We start from the raw sequence: 16,509 nt of genomic DNA, 5'->3' as shown, positions 1-16,509 counted from the left end.
ATACCAATCGCCACGCCAGATTTTTCGTTGTGGCGTGGCTAATTGCGCCCCTTCGAGGGACAGGAGGCGCCGGATTCGCCCCTCTCAAGGGGAGAATCCGGCCCCCTCTCAGACCGCTGGAAGCGGATCCGTTGTGGGCAACCAAGTCTGGCGATTGCCCTCGAACGCGCTGATCTCGGCCTCGTGGCGCAGCGTCAAAGCGATGTCGTCGAGGCCTTCCAGAAGGCGCCAGCGGGTGTAGTCGTCGATCTCGAACGGGGCTACCAAGTCCTTGGCGCGAACGGTCTTGTCGGTGAGGTCCACGGTGACCGGCGTGCCGGGTTCGGACTCGAGCAACTTCCACAGCAGCTCGACATCGGACTGGCTGCACTGCGCCGCCACGAGCCCCTGCTTGCCCGAGTTGCCCCGGAAGATGTCGGCGAAGCGGGACGAGATGACGACCCGGAAGCCGTAGTCCATCAACGCCCAGACGGCGTGTTCCCGAGAGGACCCGGTGCCGAAGTCAGGGCCCGCAACGAGGACGCTGCCCGCCTTGAACGGCTCCTGGTTGAGGATGAAGTGCTCGTCGGAGCGCCAGGCGGCGAAGAGCCCGTCCTCGAACCCGCTGCGGGTCACGCGCTTGAGGTAGACGGCCGGGATGATCTGGTCGGTGTCCACGTTGGACCTGCGCAGCGGCACACCGACGCCCGTGTGGGTGGTGAAGGCATCCATGGTCAGTTCTCCAGGTCTGCGGGGGCCGAGAGGGTGCCGCGCACGGCCGTGGCGGCGGCGACGAGCGGCGAGACGAGATGCGTCCGCCCGCCCTTGCCCTGCCTGCCCTCGAAGTTGCGGTTGGAGGTCGACGCGCTGCGCTCACCCGGCGCGAGCTGATCCGGGTTCATGCCAAGGCACATCGAGCAGCCGGCCTGCCGCCACTCGGCGCCCGCGTCGAGGAACACCTTGTCCAGGCCCTCTTCCTCGGCCTGTTTGCGCACCCGCATCGAACCGGGCACGACCAGCATCCGTACTCCTGAAGCGACGTGCTTCCCCTTGATGACGTCCGCGGCGGCCCGCAGGTCCTCGATGCGCCCGTTCGTGCAGGAACCGAGGAACACCGTGTCCACGCGGATGTCGCGCAGCGGCGTGCCGGGCTCGAGGCCCATGTACGTCAGCGCCTTCTCGGCGGCCACGCGCTCGTTCTCGTCCACGATCGCCTCGGGGTCGGGAACGCTCGCGCCGAGCGGCAGACCCTGCCCGGGGTTGGTGCCCCAGGTGACGAACGGAGTGAGCTCGCTCGCGTCGATGTGGACCTCGGCGTCGAAAGTCGCGTCGTCGTCGGTGCGCAGCGTCTTCCAGTAGGCGACGGCCGCGTCCCAGTCTGCGCCGGACGGTGCGTGCGGACGACCAGAGATGTAGTCGAAAGTCGTCTCGTCGGGTGCGATCATGCCGGCGCGCGCGCCCGCTTCGATCGACATGTTGCAGACCGTCATGCGCGCTTCCATCGAGAGGTTCTCGATCGCGCGGCCGCGGTACTCGAGCACATAGCCCTGTCCGCCACCGGTTCCGATCTTCGCGATGACCGCGAGGATGATGTCCTTCGCCGTGACGCCGGGACCGAGCTCGCCGTCGACGGTGATCGCCATCGTCTTGAACGGACGCAACGGCAACGTCTGCGTCGCCATCACGTGTTCCACCTCGGACGTGCCGATGCCGAACGCCAGTGCGCCGAACGCACCGTGCGTGGACGTGTGACTGTCACCGCACACAACGGTCATGCCGGGCTGCGTGAGGCCGAGCTGCGGACCCACCACGTGGACGATGCCCTGCTCCGCGTCGCCCATCGGGTGCAGGCGCACGCCGAACTCCGCGCAGTTGCGGCGAAGCGTCTCGACCTGCGTGCGCGACACGAGGTCCGCGATCGGCTTGTCGATGTCGATGGTCGGGACGTTGTGGTCCTCGGTGGCGATCGTCAGATCGGCCCTGCGCAGCTTGCGGTTGGCAAGGCGCAGCCCGTCGAACGCCTGGGGGCTGGTGACTTCGTGGAGCAAATGGAGGTCGATGTAAAGCAGGTCCGGCTCCGCACCACTGCCGTGGCGCACAACGTGTGCCTCCCACACCTTCTCCGCGAGCGTGCGGCTCATCGCGACATCTCCCACATCATGGACGTGCCGACAGATCTGGACTTCTCACTGTCTGGGAAGTTAGTATCGGCTTGTGGGACAGCATAGCGGGATCGGCGTGCTGGACAAGGCAGTGGCCGTGTTGAACGCCGTAGCAAAAGATCCGTGTGGCCTGGCCGAGTTGTGCAATCGCACCGGCCTTCCACGAGCGACCGCGCACCGTCTGGCCGTGGGCCTGGAGGTGCACCGGTTGCTGCGCAGGGGCTCCGACGGCCGCTGGCGTCCTGGCGCGGCACTCGCCGAACTGGCGGGCGGCGCGACGGACCCGTTGCTGGACGCGGCTTCCTCGGTGCTGCCGCGGCTGCGCGACATCACCGGCGAGAGCGTGCAGCTGTACCGGCGCGACGGCATGCAACGCGTCTGCGTCTCGTCCGCGGAGCCGCCTTCCGGCCTGCGCGACACGGTCCCCATCGGCGCCAGGCTCCCCATGACCGCCGGCTCGGGCGCCAAGGTCCTCGCCGCATGGGCAGACCCCGGCACCCAACGCGCCGTGCTCGCTGACGCCGTCTACGGCGAACGCACGCTCCTCGAGGTCCGCCGTCGAGGCTGGGCGCAAAGCGTGGCCGAACGGGAACCAGGCGTGGCGTCGGTCTCGGCCCCGGTACGAGACTCCTCCGGCGCGGTCGTCGCCGCCGTGTCCGTATCCGGCCCGATTGACCGCATGGGCCGCCGCCCCGGCGCACGCTGGGCCGCCGACCTACTGGCTGCGGCCGAAGCCCTGCAAAGCCGCCTCTAAAGCACTAACGCCACGATGGCCGTTCTCCCGCCGGGGAGGGCGGCCATCGTCGTTTGAGCCGCACGACACGCCGTGGCGTTGCTCACGACACGCGGTGTCGGTCTGTCGCAACAGATGACGGTCCCGGCATCCGCCGAAAGCCGGAACATCTCTCTCCACGCGTCCCTATGATCGGCCGTGCCGCGTGACGACGGCCATGATCTGGGGGCGGACATGGAGATCTTCAAAGCACAGTCGACGGAAATCACGATCGACGGCGATGTGCTGACACTCACCAGGAAGAAGATCGGCAAGGACGACGTCCGCCGCATTCCGCTGGCCGCGATCACAGAGCTGCGCGTGGAACCCGGAGGCAGGTTCGTGCCGGCCATGATGCAGCTCGTCCTGAACGACGAACCGCCGGCCGGCATGACGCCGACCGAGCCCAACACCCTCCTTTTCCCCAAAACGTCGAAGTACACGGGGTCGTTCGACGGCCTGCACGCCCGGCTGCAGGCCGCGATCGCCCACAACCGCTCCGCGAACACCGGCCCGGTCGCCTACGACGCCCCGCGCAGGACCGCCTCCCAACGTCTGGCGGACAGCGCCCGGGAGCGGAACGAACGCATGGCCCGGCAACAGGCGGAGGCAGCCGCCCGCCGCGCGGAGGCCGATGCCCGCCGCGCGGAAGCCGACGCCCACCGGGCGGCAGCGGCTCGCCAGGAAGCCGAAGCAGCCGAACAGGACCGGATCAACCGGGTCCGCCACGACCTCGCCTCCGAGGGCGTCACGCGTGACGACGTGGTGTCCGCCGCAATGGCCACGACGTTCATGGGCACCGTCGCCGCGGAGATCCCGGCCCTGGCGAGGACCCTGCTCCCGGACGAGCCTCTGCTGCGGGCCACCCGAGCGAGCTTCGACGGCCAGCTGGGCATGATCGCGGTCACGCCGGTCCGTTTCATCGGCCTCAGCAAGGCCCTCTGGTCGGACCAGACGCTGGAGTTCCCGCTGACCGCGATCGTCAGCGTGGGCGCGGAACGCGATCTCCTGACCAACGAACTGACGGTCCGCCTGCACAGCGGCCAATCGTCGACCTTCACCAACGTCGACGATCTCCCCGATTTCACGTCAACGCTCCGCGAAGCAGTGCGCCACGCCACAATGCAGGTGCAAGAAGCTGCTGCGGCGCCGCAGCAAGACGTGCTGGATCAGATAGCCAAACTGGCGGACCTGCACGCCGCGGGCATTCTCACCGCGGAGGAGTTCCAATCCAAGAAAACCGAACTCCTGAACCGCCTCTGACCCTCCGAAACCACCTCTGACCCTCCAGAACCACCTCTGACCCTCCGAAACCGCCTCTGGCCCTCCGGAACCGCCCCCCAAGATCGGACGAGCGAAGCGAAGTCCCCACACCCCAGCTGGGAAACCTACGGGGGGTCCGGGGGGCGAAGCCCCGCCGGCTGGGGGTCTGGGGGCTCGGCCCCCAGAGGACAAATGCGAAAGAGGCCTGTCAGCGATTTCCGCTGACAGGCCTCTCCCACCTCTGTAGCCCCGAAGGGATTCGAACCCTCGCTACCGCCTTGAGAGGGCGGCGTCCTAGGCCGCTAGACGACGGGGCCCTAGAACTTCTTGCTGGATGAACCTTATCAGATCGCTCTGTCCGGTCCAAATCCGGCTATTTAGTTCTTTTCAGCTAGCTTCGAAACTTCTCCGAGCTTATCACTCGGTTTGCTTCTCAGCAGCTGGGGTACCAGGACTCGAACCTAGACTAACTGAACCAGAATCAGTCGTGCTGCCAATTACACCATACCCCATTGGCTTTCACGATCGACTTCGGTTCTCGCTTGGAGTTCCGAGGCGCTCGTTGCTGCCGGGAGAAATACTAGACCACGCCCCCACCAGAAGTGAAATCGGCCCCCACCTGCAGGCAAACACGCAGGTAGAGGCCGGTCTCAGAGGCAATCTCAGGCGGTGGCCGCCGACAGCTCGCACACGAGGAGCTCTGGCAGTTCCGCCAGTGACGTGATCGAGGACAGTCCGGCGGGCAGCGTGCCGCCGGTCGGACCCGTCCGGTTGATCCAGACGCCGTGCATTCCGGCGTCACGCGCGCCGATCGCGTCGGCGTGCAGGCGGTCTCCCACGTGGACGGTGTCGCCCGGCGATACCCCCAGCGCCAGGCAGGCGGTGTGGAAGATCACGCGGTCCGGCTTGGCACAGCCGACCTCGCCGGCGATCAACACGGCGTCGAAGTATCCCGAGAGGCCCAGCTGGGCGATCTTCACGCGCTGGTGCAGGCCGGAGGCGTTGCTGATCGCGGCGATCGGGAGGCCCGTGGCGCGCAGCCAGTCGAGCATCGGGATCACGTCGGGGAACAGGCACCAGCCGGCCGAGAGGACTTCCTGGCGGGCCAGCTCGCGACGGGTGGCCTCGGCCAGCGTCAGCTCCTCGCCCAGGGCGGCGAAGAAGGCCTGTGTGCGGATGTTGCGCATCGCCTCGTACTTGAGCTCACCGGCGAGCTGGCGGGTCACGTGGTCGTCGGTGATTCGCTGCCACAACGACCAGGCGTCGGCGTTACCGACCATCGAGGCCAACGCGGCACGCGAGGAAGTGCTGTAGTCGACAAGTGTGTCGTCGACGTCCAGGCACACAGCGCGGATCTCGCCGGTTCTCTTACGCGTGAAAGTCGGGGACGCAGTTGTCACCCCGGAAGGTTAGGTGCGAGGGGCCCTCGTCCGATTCGGCTAACGAGGTGATTCCTATAGGTCCTTGCACGATCAAGCGGACCTTGAGGCCCCGAACGAACCAGTGACGCTCCTCCAAGCGCTGATTGCAATCACCCGGTCGAGTGTTGTTCGCCTACTCAGGCCCCTGCCCGAACGGGCGGTTCCGCGAGCGCGACACCTTAGCTCCCGAAACCAGATCGTGCACCAGCCGCAATCGTTTCGAGGCCTGGTTTCCCAGACCGTCCACAGAGGACTTCGGCGCCGAGAGAGCGGCGCCACACGGAACTCGGCTTGACGCAAACGGCGATCAAGAGCATGCTGAGTTTATTCAACACAGGTTGAAATGAGGGGATCGAGATGGAGAGGACAACCTGCCTCGTCGTCGGAGGCGGACCTGCCGGGATGGTGCTGGGGCTGCTGCTGGCCCGCGGTGGCGTCGAGGTCACGGTGCTGGAGAAGCACGGCGACTTCCTGCGCGACTTCCGCGGCGACACGGTGCACGCGTCGACGCTCACGCTGATGGACGAACTGGGGCTGGGGCCCGCGTTCGAGCAGGTGCCGCACCAGGACGTCGACAAGATCGAGGCCCTGCTCGACGGCGGCGCCAAGGCCACGATCGCCGACCTGAGCCGGCTTCCCGGTGCGAACAAGCGCATCGCGATGGTGCCGCAGTGGGACTTCCTGGACCTGCTGGCGGACGCGGGCAGGCTGGAGCCGACGTTCACGCTGCGGATGAACACCGAGGTCACCGGAATCATCAAGAGCGGCAACAGGATCACGGGTGTGCGGTACCGCGACCGCGTCGACGGGAACGAGGGCGAGATCGCCGCGGACCTGGTCGTCGCGGCGGACGGGCGCGGCTCGATCCTGCGCGACGCCGTGGAACTTCCGGTCTACCGCTTCGGCGCGCCGATGGACGTGTGGTGGTTCCGCTTGCCGCGCAACGAGAGCGACCCGGTCAAGGGCGGCGCCGGCCGGTTCAGCGCGGGCAGCGCGATGGTGCTCATTCCACGCAACGAGTACTACCAGTGCGCCTTCCTGATCCGTAAAGGAACTGACCAGAAGGTGCGCGCCGAGGGCGTCGAGAAGTTCCGGGAACGCGTCGTCACGCTCGTCCCGTGGCTCGCGGACCGGGTGGACCACATCAGGAGCGTCGACGACGCGAAGCTGCTCGACGTGAAGCTGGACCGGTTGCGGCGCTGGCACGTCGACGGGCTGCTGTGCATCGGTGACGCGGCGCACGCGATGTCACCCGTGGGCGGCGTCGGCATCAACCTGGCCGTGCAGGACGCGGTCGCCACGGCGAGACTGCTCGCGAAGCCGTTGCGGGAGGGCACGGTCAGCGGCGCGGCGCTCGCGAAGGTGCGCAGGCGCCGGTTGTTCCCGACCGTGGTGATCCAGACCTTCCAGCGGGTGATCCACCGGTTGTTCCTCGGCCGCAAGCTCAACAGCACCGAGACGGTCTCCAGCACCGGCATGCCGTTCATGCTCAAGGTCGCGCAGAAGCTGCCGTTCCTGCAGGCGGTGCCGGCCTACGTGATCGCGATCGGGCCGCGCCCGGAACACGCGCCCGAGTTCGCGCGCAGGAAGCCGCAGACGATCGCCAGGTCGTGACGGCTCTAGCGCGGCACTAGGTGGTGACGAACACCTCGGACGATTCGCCGAGCACCATCGCCACGGCGTGGGCGCGGTCACGAGCGCCCAGCTTGCGCAGGATCGCCTTCACGTGGGTCTTCACGGTGTCGTTGCTGATGAAGAGCCGCTGGGCGATGCGCGCGTTGTCCATCCCCTTCGCCATCTCGGCCAGCACGTCGAACTCGCGTGCCGACAGCTGGCCGAGCGACGCGGGCGGGGGCATCCGCGCAGGTAGGCGGGCCAGGGACCCCACCCGTGCGTCGATCGCGGCGGGAGCACCCCGCACGGCGGCCGCGATCAGCGGCAGCAACTCGGCCACGGGTGAGGTTTTCAGCAGGTAGGCCACGGCGCCGGCGTCCAGCGCGGCACGGGCCCAGCTCGGACTGTCCGCATTGGACAGCACGACGACCCGGGCGGTCGGCCGGAACTGCGCCGTGTCCCGCACGGTGCGCAGCGGACCGGCGCCCGGCACGTCGAAGTCCGTGACGACCAGGTCCACCTGGACGCCACGCAGAACGCGCGCAGCGTCGGCCACGGTGTGGGCGATACCCACAACGCGGAAGCAATGTGTGCGGTGCAGCGAGATCCGCAGCCCCTCGGTGATGAGCTGCGATCCGTCGACGAGCAACACACGGGTGGACGCCAGGTCCGTCATGACACCGGGAAGTTACTAGCGGGTACCCGAGTGCGTAACCTGCCGGGCGCTGGATTGCTCCGTACGGCTACCTATTTGCGACCGGATTGGTGAGCGTGCCGAGGCCGTCCACCGTCACGGAGACCGTCTGTCCGGCCCTGATCGGCCCGACGCCCGCCGGCGTCCCGGTGAGGATCACGTCGCCGGGAAGCAGCGTCATGACGGCCGAGACGTACTCGATGAGCGACGGAATGTCGTGCACCATCAACGAAGTACGTCCGTCTTGCTTGACTTCCCCGTCAACTTCCGTGACAACGCGGACATCGGAGGGGTCGAACTCGGTCTCGATGAACGGACCCATCGGACAGAACGTGTCAAAGCCCTTGGCACGCGTGAACTGCACGTCCTTCTTCTGCAGGTCGCGCGCGGTGACATCGTTGGCGATGGTGTAACCCATGACAACGCCGGCAGCCTTCGCCCTGGGCACGTCCCGGCACGGCTGGCCGATGATGACGGCCAGCTCGCCCTCGAAGTCGACCCGCTCGGACGCCGGCGGGATCTTGATCTCGACGTTCGGCCCGATCACCGAGGTGTTGGGCTTCAGGAAGACCAACGGCTCCGCGGGAACCTCGTTGCCGAGCTCGGCCGCGTGGTCGGCGTAGTTGCGACCGATGCCGATGATCTTGGTCGGCAGGATCGGCGCCAGCAGTCTGACGTCTGCCAACGGCCACTTGCGACCGGTGAACGTGGGCGTGCCGAAGGGGTGTTCGGCGATCTCTGCGGCTTCCTCGCCGTGAACGGCGACAAAAGCAACACCTTGTGGATGAGCGATCCTGGCAATACGCACGTACTACACCTTAGACGGGCTTGGATCGCATCGACTTGTGCACCAGTGCGTCACACAGCGCCAGCCAGGAGGCCTCGACGATGTTCCCGTGCACACCCACGGTGGTCCACTCGCGTTCGCCGTCGGTCGACTCCACGAGGACGCGCGTCACTGCGTCCGTGCCGGGGTGCTCGGTGAGGATGCGCACCTTGTAGTCGGCCAGCTCCACTGTGTCCAACCAGGACAGGTGCGGCAGCAACGCCTTGCGCAGGGCCGCGTCCAGAGCGTGCACGGGACCGTTGCCCTCGGCGGTCGCGATGACCCGCTCCCCCGCCACGTGCACCTTGACCGTGGCCTCGGACACGATCTCGCCGTCCGAGCGGTGATCCAGTACGACCCGGTAGGACTCCAGTGTGAAGGGAGGAGTGTCCAGTTGGGACAGCTCGTTGCGCAGGAGCAGTTCCATCGACGCGTCGGCGGCCTCGAACGACCAGCCCTTCGCCTCCAGTTCCTTCACCCGCTTGAGAGCGCTCCCGACCTCCGCTGACCGGCCGGCCAGGTCGAGCCCGAACTCACGTCCCTTGAGTTCGATGCTCGCCCGACCGGCCATCTCGGTGACCAGCACCCGCATGTCGTTGCCGACGATGTCCGGATCGATGTGGTTGTACAGCTCCGGATCCACCTTGATCGCGCTCGCGTGCAGACCCGCCTTGTGAGCGAATGCTGACGACCCGACATAAGCCTGGTGGGTGTCGGGTGCGATGTTCGCGATCTCGGCCAACGCATGGGAGACACGGGTGAGTTCGGCCAGCGCCCCGATCGGGAGCACGTCCATGCCGAACTTGGTCACGAGGTTTCCCACGACGGCGAACAGGTCCGCATTGCCTGCTCGCTCGCCATAACCATTGGCGGTGCACTGAACGTGCGTCGCGCCCGCCTGAACGGCCGCGAGGGTGTTCGCCACCGCGCAGGACGTGTCGTCCTGGCAATGAATCCCTACTCGGAAACCGGTCTTCTCGATGACCTCCGCGACCGTCTCGGCGAGACCCAACGGCAACTGCCCGCCGTTCGTGTCGCACAGCACAACGACGTCCGCGCCACCCTCCACAGCGGACTCCAGCACCCTCAGGCTGGTGTCCGGCGAGAACGCGTACCCGTCGAAGAAGTGCTCGGCGTCGAGAAAGACCCGCCTTCCGTGATCCTTGAGGAACCTGACGGTGTCGCGCACCATCTTGAGGTTCTCCTCGGTGTCCGTGCGCAGCGCTCGTTCGATGTGACGCAGGTCCGACTTCGCCACCAGCGTGACGACCGGCGCCTGAGCGTCCAGCAGCGCCTTGACCTGCGGGTCTTCCTCGACCTTGACCCCTGCCTTGCGCGTCGCCCCGAACGCGACCAGCTTGGCGTGCTTGAGCTCCAGATCCCCCGCCGCCGCCCGCGCGAAGAACTCCGTGTCCTTCGGCATGGCGCCGGGCCAGCCGCCCTCGATGAACCCGACGCCCAACCCGTCCAGCAAGCGCGCGACCGCGAGCTTGTCCGTGACGGAGTACGAAATGCCCTCACGTTGTGCGCCATCGCGCAACGTCGTGTCGTAGACGTGGAAGTCGTCGGTCGGGCCGGCCATGGGGGTCATCTCCTCATCCGGGCAAACAAAAAGACCCCCCGCGGGATGCGAGAGGTCTGCGCGTCGGGTGCCAGGGGCGGCACTACCCGACGCGCTCGTCAATAATGATGGCGAGGTGCTGAGCCATGTCCGGGATGCTGCCACACCTCGCCACCGCGTACCAAGCCACGGGAGGAAATCTCCCACTATCTGGTCACGGGTTCACGCCTGTGACAGTCACGCCTGTGACAGGTACTTCGCGAACGCCTCCACGGACGCCGGGTTCCGTGGCCCCTCCACCAACGCCGCATACGGCAGCGCGAAGAACCGCTTGTTCCTCACCGCCGGCGAGTTGGCCAGCGGCGCGAACCCCTCCAGGAACGCCTGCTTCTGCGCGGGCGTGTTCGCCTCACCGTCGGCGTAGTCCACGATCAGCACGACGTCCGGGTCGCGCTGCACGACCGTCTCCCAGTTGACCGTGGTCCAGCTGTCGTTGAGGTCGCCGAAGATGTTGTCGCCACCGGCCTTGGAGATCACGTCCTGCGGCGCCGCGTTCCTGCCGGACGTGAACGGCTGGTCCTGCCCGCTGTCGTAGAGGAACACCTTCGGCCGCGGCTTGCCGGCCATCAACGCACCCGCGTCCGAGATCTGCTTCTGGTAGCCGCTGATGAGCTCCTCGGCCTTGGCCGGGACGCGGAAGATCTTCCCGAGGTTGCGCAGGTCCGTGTACAGCGCGTCCAGTGCGGGCATGATGCCGCGCTGCTTGCCGACGCCGTTGCGGCACGCCTCGGTGAGCTGGTAGGTGCCGATCCCCAGTTGCTTCAACGCATCGGGCGTGAACCCGGTGCTCTCGCTGAACCCGTAGTTCCAGCCGGCGAACACCAGGTCGGCGTTGGCGCCCTGCACGACCTCCTTGGAGATCTTGTCGGCGAGCTTGCGAGTGCTGTCGAAGTCCGCCTTCCACGGTGAGGTCTGCAGGTCCACCGTGTTGTTGCCGTCCACCACGTAACCGGCCATGCGGTCCTTGAGGCCCAGCGCGAACATCAGCTCGGTGATGCCGGTGTCGTTGGTGACCACTTTGGACGGCACCTTGTCGAAGGTGACCTGCTGGCCGCAGTTCGTGATGGTCACCGGGTCCGCGACAGACTTGTCCTGCGCGACCGTGGCGCCACAGCCGGAGACGAAGAGCAGGGCGGCGCACAGAGCGGCGGTTCTCAAGGGGTGACCTCCTGGTCGAACAGGAGTTGGGGGACTCCCGTGGTGGGGTGTCGGACGACGTGCGCCGTGACGTGGAAAACCTTGGCGATCAGCTCGGGCACCAGGACCTCGTCCGGGGTGCCGGACGCGACGAGGCGGCCTTCGTCGAGCACGTACAACCTGTCGCAGTAGGACGCGGCGAGGTTCAGGTCGTGCAGGACGGTCAGCACGGTGACGCCGAGGCCGCGGGCCAGGGCCAGCACGTCGAGCTGGTGGCGGATGTCGAGGTGGTTGGTCGGCTCGTCCAGCACGAGCACGCGTGGCTCCTGGGCGATGGCGCGGGCGATCAGCACGCGCTGGCGTTCGCCGCCGGACAGACTGAGGAAGCTGCGGGAGGCGAGGCCCGACAAGTCCACTGTGGCCAGTGCGTCGAGGACCACCCGGCGGTCGCGGGCGGAGTCGCGTTCGTGCGGCAGGCGGCCCATCTCCACGACCTCGGCGACCGTGAAGTCGAACTCGACCTGTGACTCCTGGGTGAGCGCGGCGAGGTCGCAGGCCAGATTCTGTCTCTTGTGGACGTTCACGCCGTCGATCAGCACGGCTCCGGCGTCCGGTTTCATGGCGCGGTAGACGCAGCGCAGCGTCGTGGACTTGCCGCTGCCGTTCGGGCCGACGATGCCGACGACCTCGTCGCGGGCCTGCAGCGTGATGTCGGTGATGATGCCCTGGACGGTGAGCCCGTCGGCCTCGACCCGCATCAGCGTCCTCCGAACACGTAGGCCCTGCGGCGCATGAGGAAGATGAAGCACGGCACGCCGATCGCGGCCGTGATGACACCGAGCGGCAGTTCTTCCGGCGCCGCGAGCAGGCGGGCGGCCACGTCGACCCAGACGAGGAACGAGGCTCCGGCAAGGGGTGCGAGCGGCAGCACCTTGCGGTGGTCCGCGCCGACCACCATGCGGGTGAGGTGCGGCAGCATGAGCCCGACGAAGCCCACCGCGCCACTGACCGCCACCAGCACACCGGTGATGCCGGCGGTCACGACGAACAGGTGCGTGCGGAACCGGTTGACCTCGACGCCGAGCGTGGTCGCGGTCTCGTCCCCCATCGCCAGCGCGTTCAACGGCCGCGCCTTGGTCAGCAGGTAGACGACGCCGAGCGCGGTCACCACGGTGGCGACGGGCAACGACTGCCAGTTCGCCCCGCCGAGGCTGCCGAGCAACCAGAACATGGCCGAGCGCGCCGCGTCACCGCGCGGCGCCTGGAACACCAGCAGCATCGCCACGGCGGAGAACCCGTACGCCAGCGCGGTTCCGGTCAGCACCAGCCGCAACGGCGTGAGCCCTCGGCTCGTGCGCGCGGTGAGGTAGACCAGCGCGGTGGCGCCGAGGCCGGTCAGGAAAGCGCCGACCGACAACGCGTAGACGCCGAGGCCGGACAACACTCCCAGCGTCGCCACGGCCGTCGCACCCACGCTCGCACCGGACGAGATGCCGAGCACATAAGGGTCCGCCAACGCGTTGCGGACCATCGCCTGGATGGCCACGCCGACCGCGCTGAGGCCGGCGCCCACCACCGCCGCGAGCAGCACGCGGGGAAGCCGGATGTCCCAGACGATGTGGTACTGCCCGGCGAGGTCGGCGGGCACGGTGCCGCCGGTCAGCGCCGCCCGCAGCAGTTCGAGGGTGACGTCGAACGGTACGGAGACGGGGCCGAGCGCCACGCCCGCGACGATGCTGACGACGAGCACGCCGACGAGCGCGCTGATCTTCCCGATCACTTGGTCCCTTCCCGCAGTCCACGGCAGGAGTTGGAGGTTCTCTGCGGCCGTGTGCGGGTATTCGGGCTCGTCCCCGTGAGGAGACCTACCGTTGCGGGTCAGCGCCGGAATTCGACCGGACTTCCCCCACACGCGACGTTCACACTCTAACCCGAGCTACAGGGCGCCTCCCGCACCGAAGCTGGGCTCGAAGCGCCTGAAGTACTCCAGGCTGTTCATCATCTGCTGCTCGACGTTGCCCCACTTCGTGATCTCGTCCGGGTCGAGCAGCGCCAGCACGTCGACGGTCTCGGTCACCTTCTCGCCGGGGACGAGGACCTCGGCCCGGTCACCGGGAAAGATGGACACCTTGTGGCCGACGTGCCACACGTCGCCCCTGGATCCCTTGACGAGCACCTTCCACGGCGGGTTGTGCAGCTCGGGATCCTCGATCTCGTTGCGGATCCTCCACAGCGCGGAGAACACGGTCTCCGCGGTCGACATCTTGCGGCCGAACGGTCCGTAGAGAGCCATCTTGATCTCTTTCGGGGTCACCGCCTGCCACACGACGCGGCCCACCCAGACCTGTTCCTTGCCCGATGCCGGATCCTTGCCGTAGAGCGGGACGTTGCGCGAGATCGCCGGGAACTCCCCATCCTTCGTCCACTCCGGAAGCTCCTCGACCGGCTGCCGCGGAGGAGGAGCCGGCCGGGAAGGTGGCGGAGCGGGTGGCCTCATCGCCCGTGGCGGTGGTGGCATCTGGCGCTGCGGTGGCCCCAACGGGCGCTGGGGACGCATCGGCGGTTGCTGGGGGTGCATTCAAGACTCCTGGGTGTCGCCGTCGCGTCAGCTGTGCTTGGCCATGATGTCGCGCATCATCTGCTGCTGTTGGTGCATCGTCTGCTCCTGCGCCTGCCTCACCGGACCCTCGAGCTTCCACAGGCCGTCCTGGATCTCGCCGACCGACCGGTACAGCGAGAAGTAGTGGCTCTTGTCGGGTTCCGGCAGGTGCACCGGGTCAGTGATCTTGGGCGGCTCGTCCGGCTCGTGCTTCGGTTGCTCGGCAGGTGAGTCGGGCTCGCGGTGCTCCGGGTCCCGGTCGTGCGACGGCAGGTCGTCCGGATCTGTCTTCTGTGGACCGAACGGTTCGTCGCCATGGTGCTGCGGGAAGTCCGGCTGGTGCGCCGGTGGCTGCTCGTAGCCTTCGCGCAGCCACGGCGGCAGGCCGTCGTCGACGTGCTTGCCGAGCTGGGTGGCCGCCTGCTCGGTCGCTTCGCGCGCGGTCGCCTCCATCGCCTCTCGGGCGATCGCCTTCTCCGCCGTGCCGGCCAGCCCCGCGCCGTCGGTCGCGATGCCGATGGCGATGTCGCCCACCAGCTGTCCCGCCGCACCGAACGGGTCCTTCTTCCACTCCTCGAAGTTGAGGATGCCCTTCACGGCCTCGGTGGGGTGCGTGACCATGTGCACCATGCCGGAGGCCTGCTTCATCATGTTCGCCGCGTACTCGCCAGGGTGCATCACGTTGTACGGGTCGAGTGGGTTCCCGACCCGGATCAACGTCACCAGGCTGGTCACGGACCTGCCCAGGCCGTCGCCGAACTTCTCCATCTGCTCGGAGGTCTTCTCGAACGTGTCCTCGAGCGAGGCGCCGAGCTTGGAGAGGAAGCCCGGTTCCGCCGGTGCCCTGTCCTTCGACTTGTTGATCACCGACGCCGCCTGTGCGGCCGCTTCCTTCAACGCCTTCCGCGCGTCGGCGAGGATCCGCTCGGCCTGGTCCCGCTTGGCCTTGCCGGGATCGCTGAACGGCGCGAGCGGCCCCGGCAACGCCGCACCGTTGGCGAAGGCGTCCAGCGACGCCTTCTCGTGCTGCGACGACGCGGCGTCGTACTGCTTCTCCGCCGCCTCCGTCTCCGCCTTCGACTCGTTGTAGATGCGGATCGCTTCGGCGGCATCACGCTGAGCGCGCTCGACCGCACCCTTGTACGTCGTCAGCGCGTCCACCGCCGGCCCGAACGCCTCCGCCGCGTCACGCCACTTCGGCGTCTCGGCGGAGAAGTAACTGCCGAACTTCTCCGCCGCGTCTCCCGTCCAGTGTCCGACGTCCAGTTCGGACACCCCGGCGTACGCCTCCTGGCAGGCGGTCGAGAGCTTGCGCAACCCGTTCGCCGTCTCTTCGAGCGTCGCGACGTCGCCGGGAACGAGCTCCTTGGGGTCGTCGGTGTCGCCGAGCTCGCTGCGGCCGAAGAAGCTCACGAGCGATCACCGGCCTTCTTGAACGAGGTCTCCTCGCCGATGATGTCCTTGACCGACGAGTCCCACGCGTCCTCGGCGCCCTTGGTGGCCCTGTCCCACTGCTGGCCCGGCGTGGTCTGGTTCAGGCCGGATTTGGCCAGGCCCTCCCACGACTGCTTGGTCGGATCGTCGTGGGAGTTCGGGTTGCCGAGCAGCAGCTGGAACGCCTGCTTGGCCTTGTCCTCCGCCTTCTCGTACACGCTCTTGGTGTCGGTGAGCGCGGACACCATCTCCGTGCCTTCCTTCACCAGGTGCCGAAGCCCCCAGCGCCACCGTTCGAAGAACTCCTCCAACGCGTCGGCGAGCACCTCGTCACCGCACTCGTCCTCGTTCGGGCAGAGCATCCCGAAGGTGGACGTGGTGGACGCGAGGTGGCCGCCGTCCGGCGCGATCTCCTTCAGCGCGGCGACCGTGCCGTTGATGCCCTTGATCGCCTGCCCCATCGCACCGAGGTCGACGCCGAACCCGGTCACGCGTCCACCGCCAGCTCGTCGGAGACGATGCCGCGCACCGGCGGCAGGCTCATCATGTGCTCGGCGCCGTTGTCGAACACGACACCGGTGCGCCTGGGCAACGCGGGCAGGTAGTGGTCGAGCAACCTCCCCCCGGTGACCGCGAGGTAGACGGCCTCCGTGCTCTCACCTCTGGCGGCGAGATGCTGTTGCAGCAGTTCGGGACTGGAGAACGCGGCCAGCCAGTGCAGTCCCTCGATCGTGACGACCGGCAGGGACAGCGGATCGATCCGCTGCAGGTAGACCGTGCTCTGCCGGAACGCCCTCACGAACGCTTCCGGATCTCCCCCACCTTCGCGGTAGCGCCGCGCGTGGGCGACCGCCTCGTTTTCGTCGTGCATGCCTCTCCTGTTCAACCAATCCCCCCAGATCGGCAGCGCCGTACGTTACCGGCGACTCACCGTGCGTGTCGGGAGAGCTGATCAACTGAGGTCGGCGTCACCATCTGAACTGCGCA

General features: G+C 67.5%; 16 protein-coding genes, 2 tRNA genes and 1 riboswitch. Of the genes, 3 read left to right on the top strand and 15 right to left on the bottom strand.

All coding sequences use genetic code 11. The features are described 5' to 3' along the window. Positions 1-108 precede the first annotated feature (108 nt). Both leuD and leuC read right to left on the bottom strand, forming a co-directional pair. On the bottom strand, positions 109-711 hold the full coding sequence (gene leuD / locus B0F77_RS00540; RefSeq protein ID WP_086660721.1) for a 3-isopropylmalate dehydratase small subunit: 603 nt from the start codon (positions 709-711) through the stop codon (positions 109-111). 2 nt (positions 712-713) lie between these two features. Beyond that, a complete protein-coding gene (gene leuC / locus B0F77_RS00535; protein ID WP_086660720.1) occupies positions 714-2,120 on the bottom strand; it encodes a 3-isopropylmalate dehydratase large subunit in 1,407 nt (468 codons plus the stop codon). A 73-nt stretch (positions 2,121-2,193) separates the two neighbouring features. On the opposite strand from leuC, the gene B0F77_RS00530 reads away from it, so the two are divergent. Together B0F77_RS00530 and B0F77_RS48875 are read left to right on the top strand one after the other, a co-directional pair. Continuing rightward, on the top strand, positions 2,194-2,895 hold the full coding sequence (locus B0F77_RS00530) for an IclR family transcriptional regulator (protein ID WP_166043375.1): 702 nt from the start codon (positions 2,194-2,196) through the stop codon (positions 2,893-2,895). 177 nt (positions 2,896-3,072) lie between these two features. Next, positions 3,073-4,176, top strand: a complete 1,104-nt coding sequence (locus tag B0F77_RS48875; RefSeq protein WP_211293608.1) for an SHOCT domain-containing protein — start codon at positions 3,073-3,075, stop codon at positions 4,174-4,176. A 244-nt stretch (positions 4,177-4,420) separates the two neighbouring features. On the opposite strand, the gene B0F77_RS00520 is transcribed toward B0F77_RS48875, so the two are convergent. The 3 genes from B0F77_RS00520 to B0F77_RS00510 all read right to left on the bottom strand — a co-directional run bounded on the left by B0F77_RS00520 (position 4,421) and on the right by B0F77_RS00510 (position 5,576). Further along, positions 4,421-4,493, bottom strand: a tRNA-Glu gene (locus B0F77_RS00520). A gap of 123 nt (positions 4,494-4,616) precedes the next feature. Further along, positions 4,617-4,688 (bottom strand) — tRNA-Gln (locus tag B0F77_RS00515). Positions 4,689-4,838: 150 nt separating this feature from the next. Next, complete coding sequence (locus B0F77_RS00510) at positions 4,839-5,576, bottom strand: HAD family hydrolase (RefSeq protein ID WP_245847740.1); 738 nt, start codon at positions 5,574-5,576, stop codon at positions 4,839-4,841. A gap of 378 nt (positions 5,577-5,954) precedes the next feature. On the opposite strand from B0F77_RS00510, the gene B0F77_RS00505 reads away from it, so the two are divergent. Further along, on the top strand, positions 5,955-7,211 hold the full coding sequence (locus B0F77_RS00505; protein ID WP_086660718.1) for an FAD-dependent oxidoreductase: 1,257 nt from the start codon (positions 5,955-5,957) through the stop codon (positions 7,209-7,211). A gap of 16 nt (positions 7,212-7,227) precedes the next feature. Here the strand turns inward: B0F77_RS00505 and B0F77_RS00500 are convergent, their stop codons facing one another. The 10 genes from B0F77_RS00500 to B0F77_RS00455 all read right to left on the bottom strand — a co-directional run bounded on the left by B0F77_RS00500 (position 7,228) and on the right by B0F77_RS00455 (position 16,393). Continuing rightward, positions 7,228-7,887 (bottom strand): response regulator transcription factor, encoded by a 660-nt coding sequence (locus B0F77_RS00500; protein ID WP_086660717.1) that lies wholly within the window; start codon positions 7,885-7,887, stop codon positions 7,228-7,230. Positions 7,888-7,954: 67 nt separating this feature from the next. After that, positions 7,955-8,713, bottom strand: a complete 759-nt coding sequence (locus B0F77_RS00495) for a fumarylacetoacetate hydrolase family protein (protein WP_086660716.1) — start codon at positions 8,711-8,713, stop codon at positions 7,955-7,957. A gap of 10 nt (positions 8,714-8,723) precedes the next feature. Continuing rightward, a complete protein-coding gene (cimA, locus tag B0F77_RS00490) occupies positions 8,724-10,313 on the bottom strand; it encodes a citramalate synthase (RefSeq protein ID WP_245847739.1) in 1,590 nt (529 codons plus the stop codon). 216 nt (positions 10,314-10,529) lie between these two features. Continuing rightward, entirely contained in the window at positions 10,530-11,510 is a 981-nt protein-coding gene (locus tag B0F77_RS00485; RefSeq protein ID WP_086660714.1) for an ABC transporter substrate-binding protein, read from the bottom strand. Then, positions 11,507-12,247 carry an ABC transporter ATP-binding protein gene (locus tag B0F77_RS00480; protein WP_086660713.1) on the bottom strand — a complete coding sequence of 247 codons (741 nt, stop codon included), beginning with the start codon at positions 12,245-12,247 and terminating at the stop codon, positions 11,507-11,509. The genes B0F77_RS00485 and B0F77_RS00480 overlap by 4 nt, the downstream gene beginning before the upstream one ends. After that, positions 12,247-13,269 (bottom strand): FecCD family ABC transporter permease, encoded by a 1,023-nt coding sequence (locus B0F77_RS00475; protein WP_245847738.1) that lies wholly within the window; start codon positions 13,267-13,269, stop codon positions 12,247-12,249. The genes B0F77_RS00480 and B0F77_RS00475 overlap by 1 nt, the downstream gene beginning before the upstream one ends. A 35-nt stretch (positions 13,270-13,304) precedes the next feature. Beyond that, positions 13,305-13,431, bottom strand: a riboswitch (cobalamin riboswitch). Next, entirely contained in the window at positions 13,426-14,067 is a 642-nt protein-coding gene (locus B0F77_RS46875; protein ID WP_143466508.1) for a hypothetical protein, read from the bottom strand. Its footprint overlaps the riboswitch before it by 6 nt. 27 nt (positions 14,068-14,094) lie before the next feature. After that, positions 14,095-15,501: a putative T7SS-secreted protein gene (locus B0F77_RS00465; protein ID WP_086660711.1), complete on the bottom strand. Its 1,407-nt coding sequence runs from the start codon at positions 15,499-15,501 to the stop codon at positions 14,095-14,097. After that, a complete protein-coding gene (locus tag B0F77_RS00460) occupies positions 15,498-16,013 on the bottom strand; it encodes a hypothetical protein (RefSeq protein WP_086660710.1) in 516 nt (171 codons plus the stop codon). The genes B0F77_RS00465 and B0F77_RS00460 overlap by 4 nt, the downstream gene beginning before the upstream one ends. Further along, positions 16,010-16,393 (bottom strand): SseB family protein, encoded by a 384-nt coding sequence (locus tag B0F77_RS00455; protein WP_086660709.1) that lies wholly within the window; start codon positions 16,391-16,393, stop codon positions 16,010-16,012. Before B0F77_RS00455 ends, B0F77_RS00460 begins: the two co-directional genes overlap by 4 nt. Positions 16,394-16,509: the final 116 nt, after the last annotated feature.

Origin of the sequence: Lentzea kentuckyensis (assembly GCF_002150765.1) — a bacterium.
GTDB classification, from domain to species: domain Bacteria; phylum Actinomycetota; class Actinomycetes; order Mycobacteriales; family Pseudonocardiaceae; genus Lentzea; species Lentzea kentuckyensis.
Note: the sequence above shows the minus strand (reverse complement) of the source record. Positions and strands in the feature narration are given on the sequence as shown.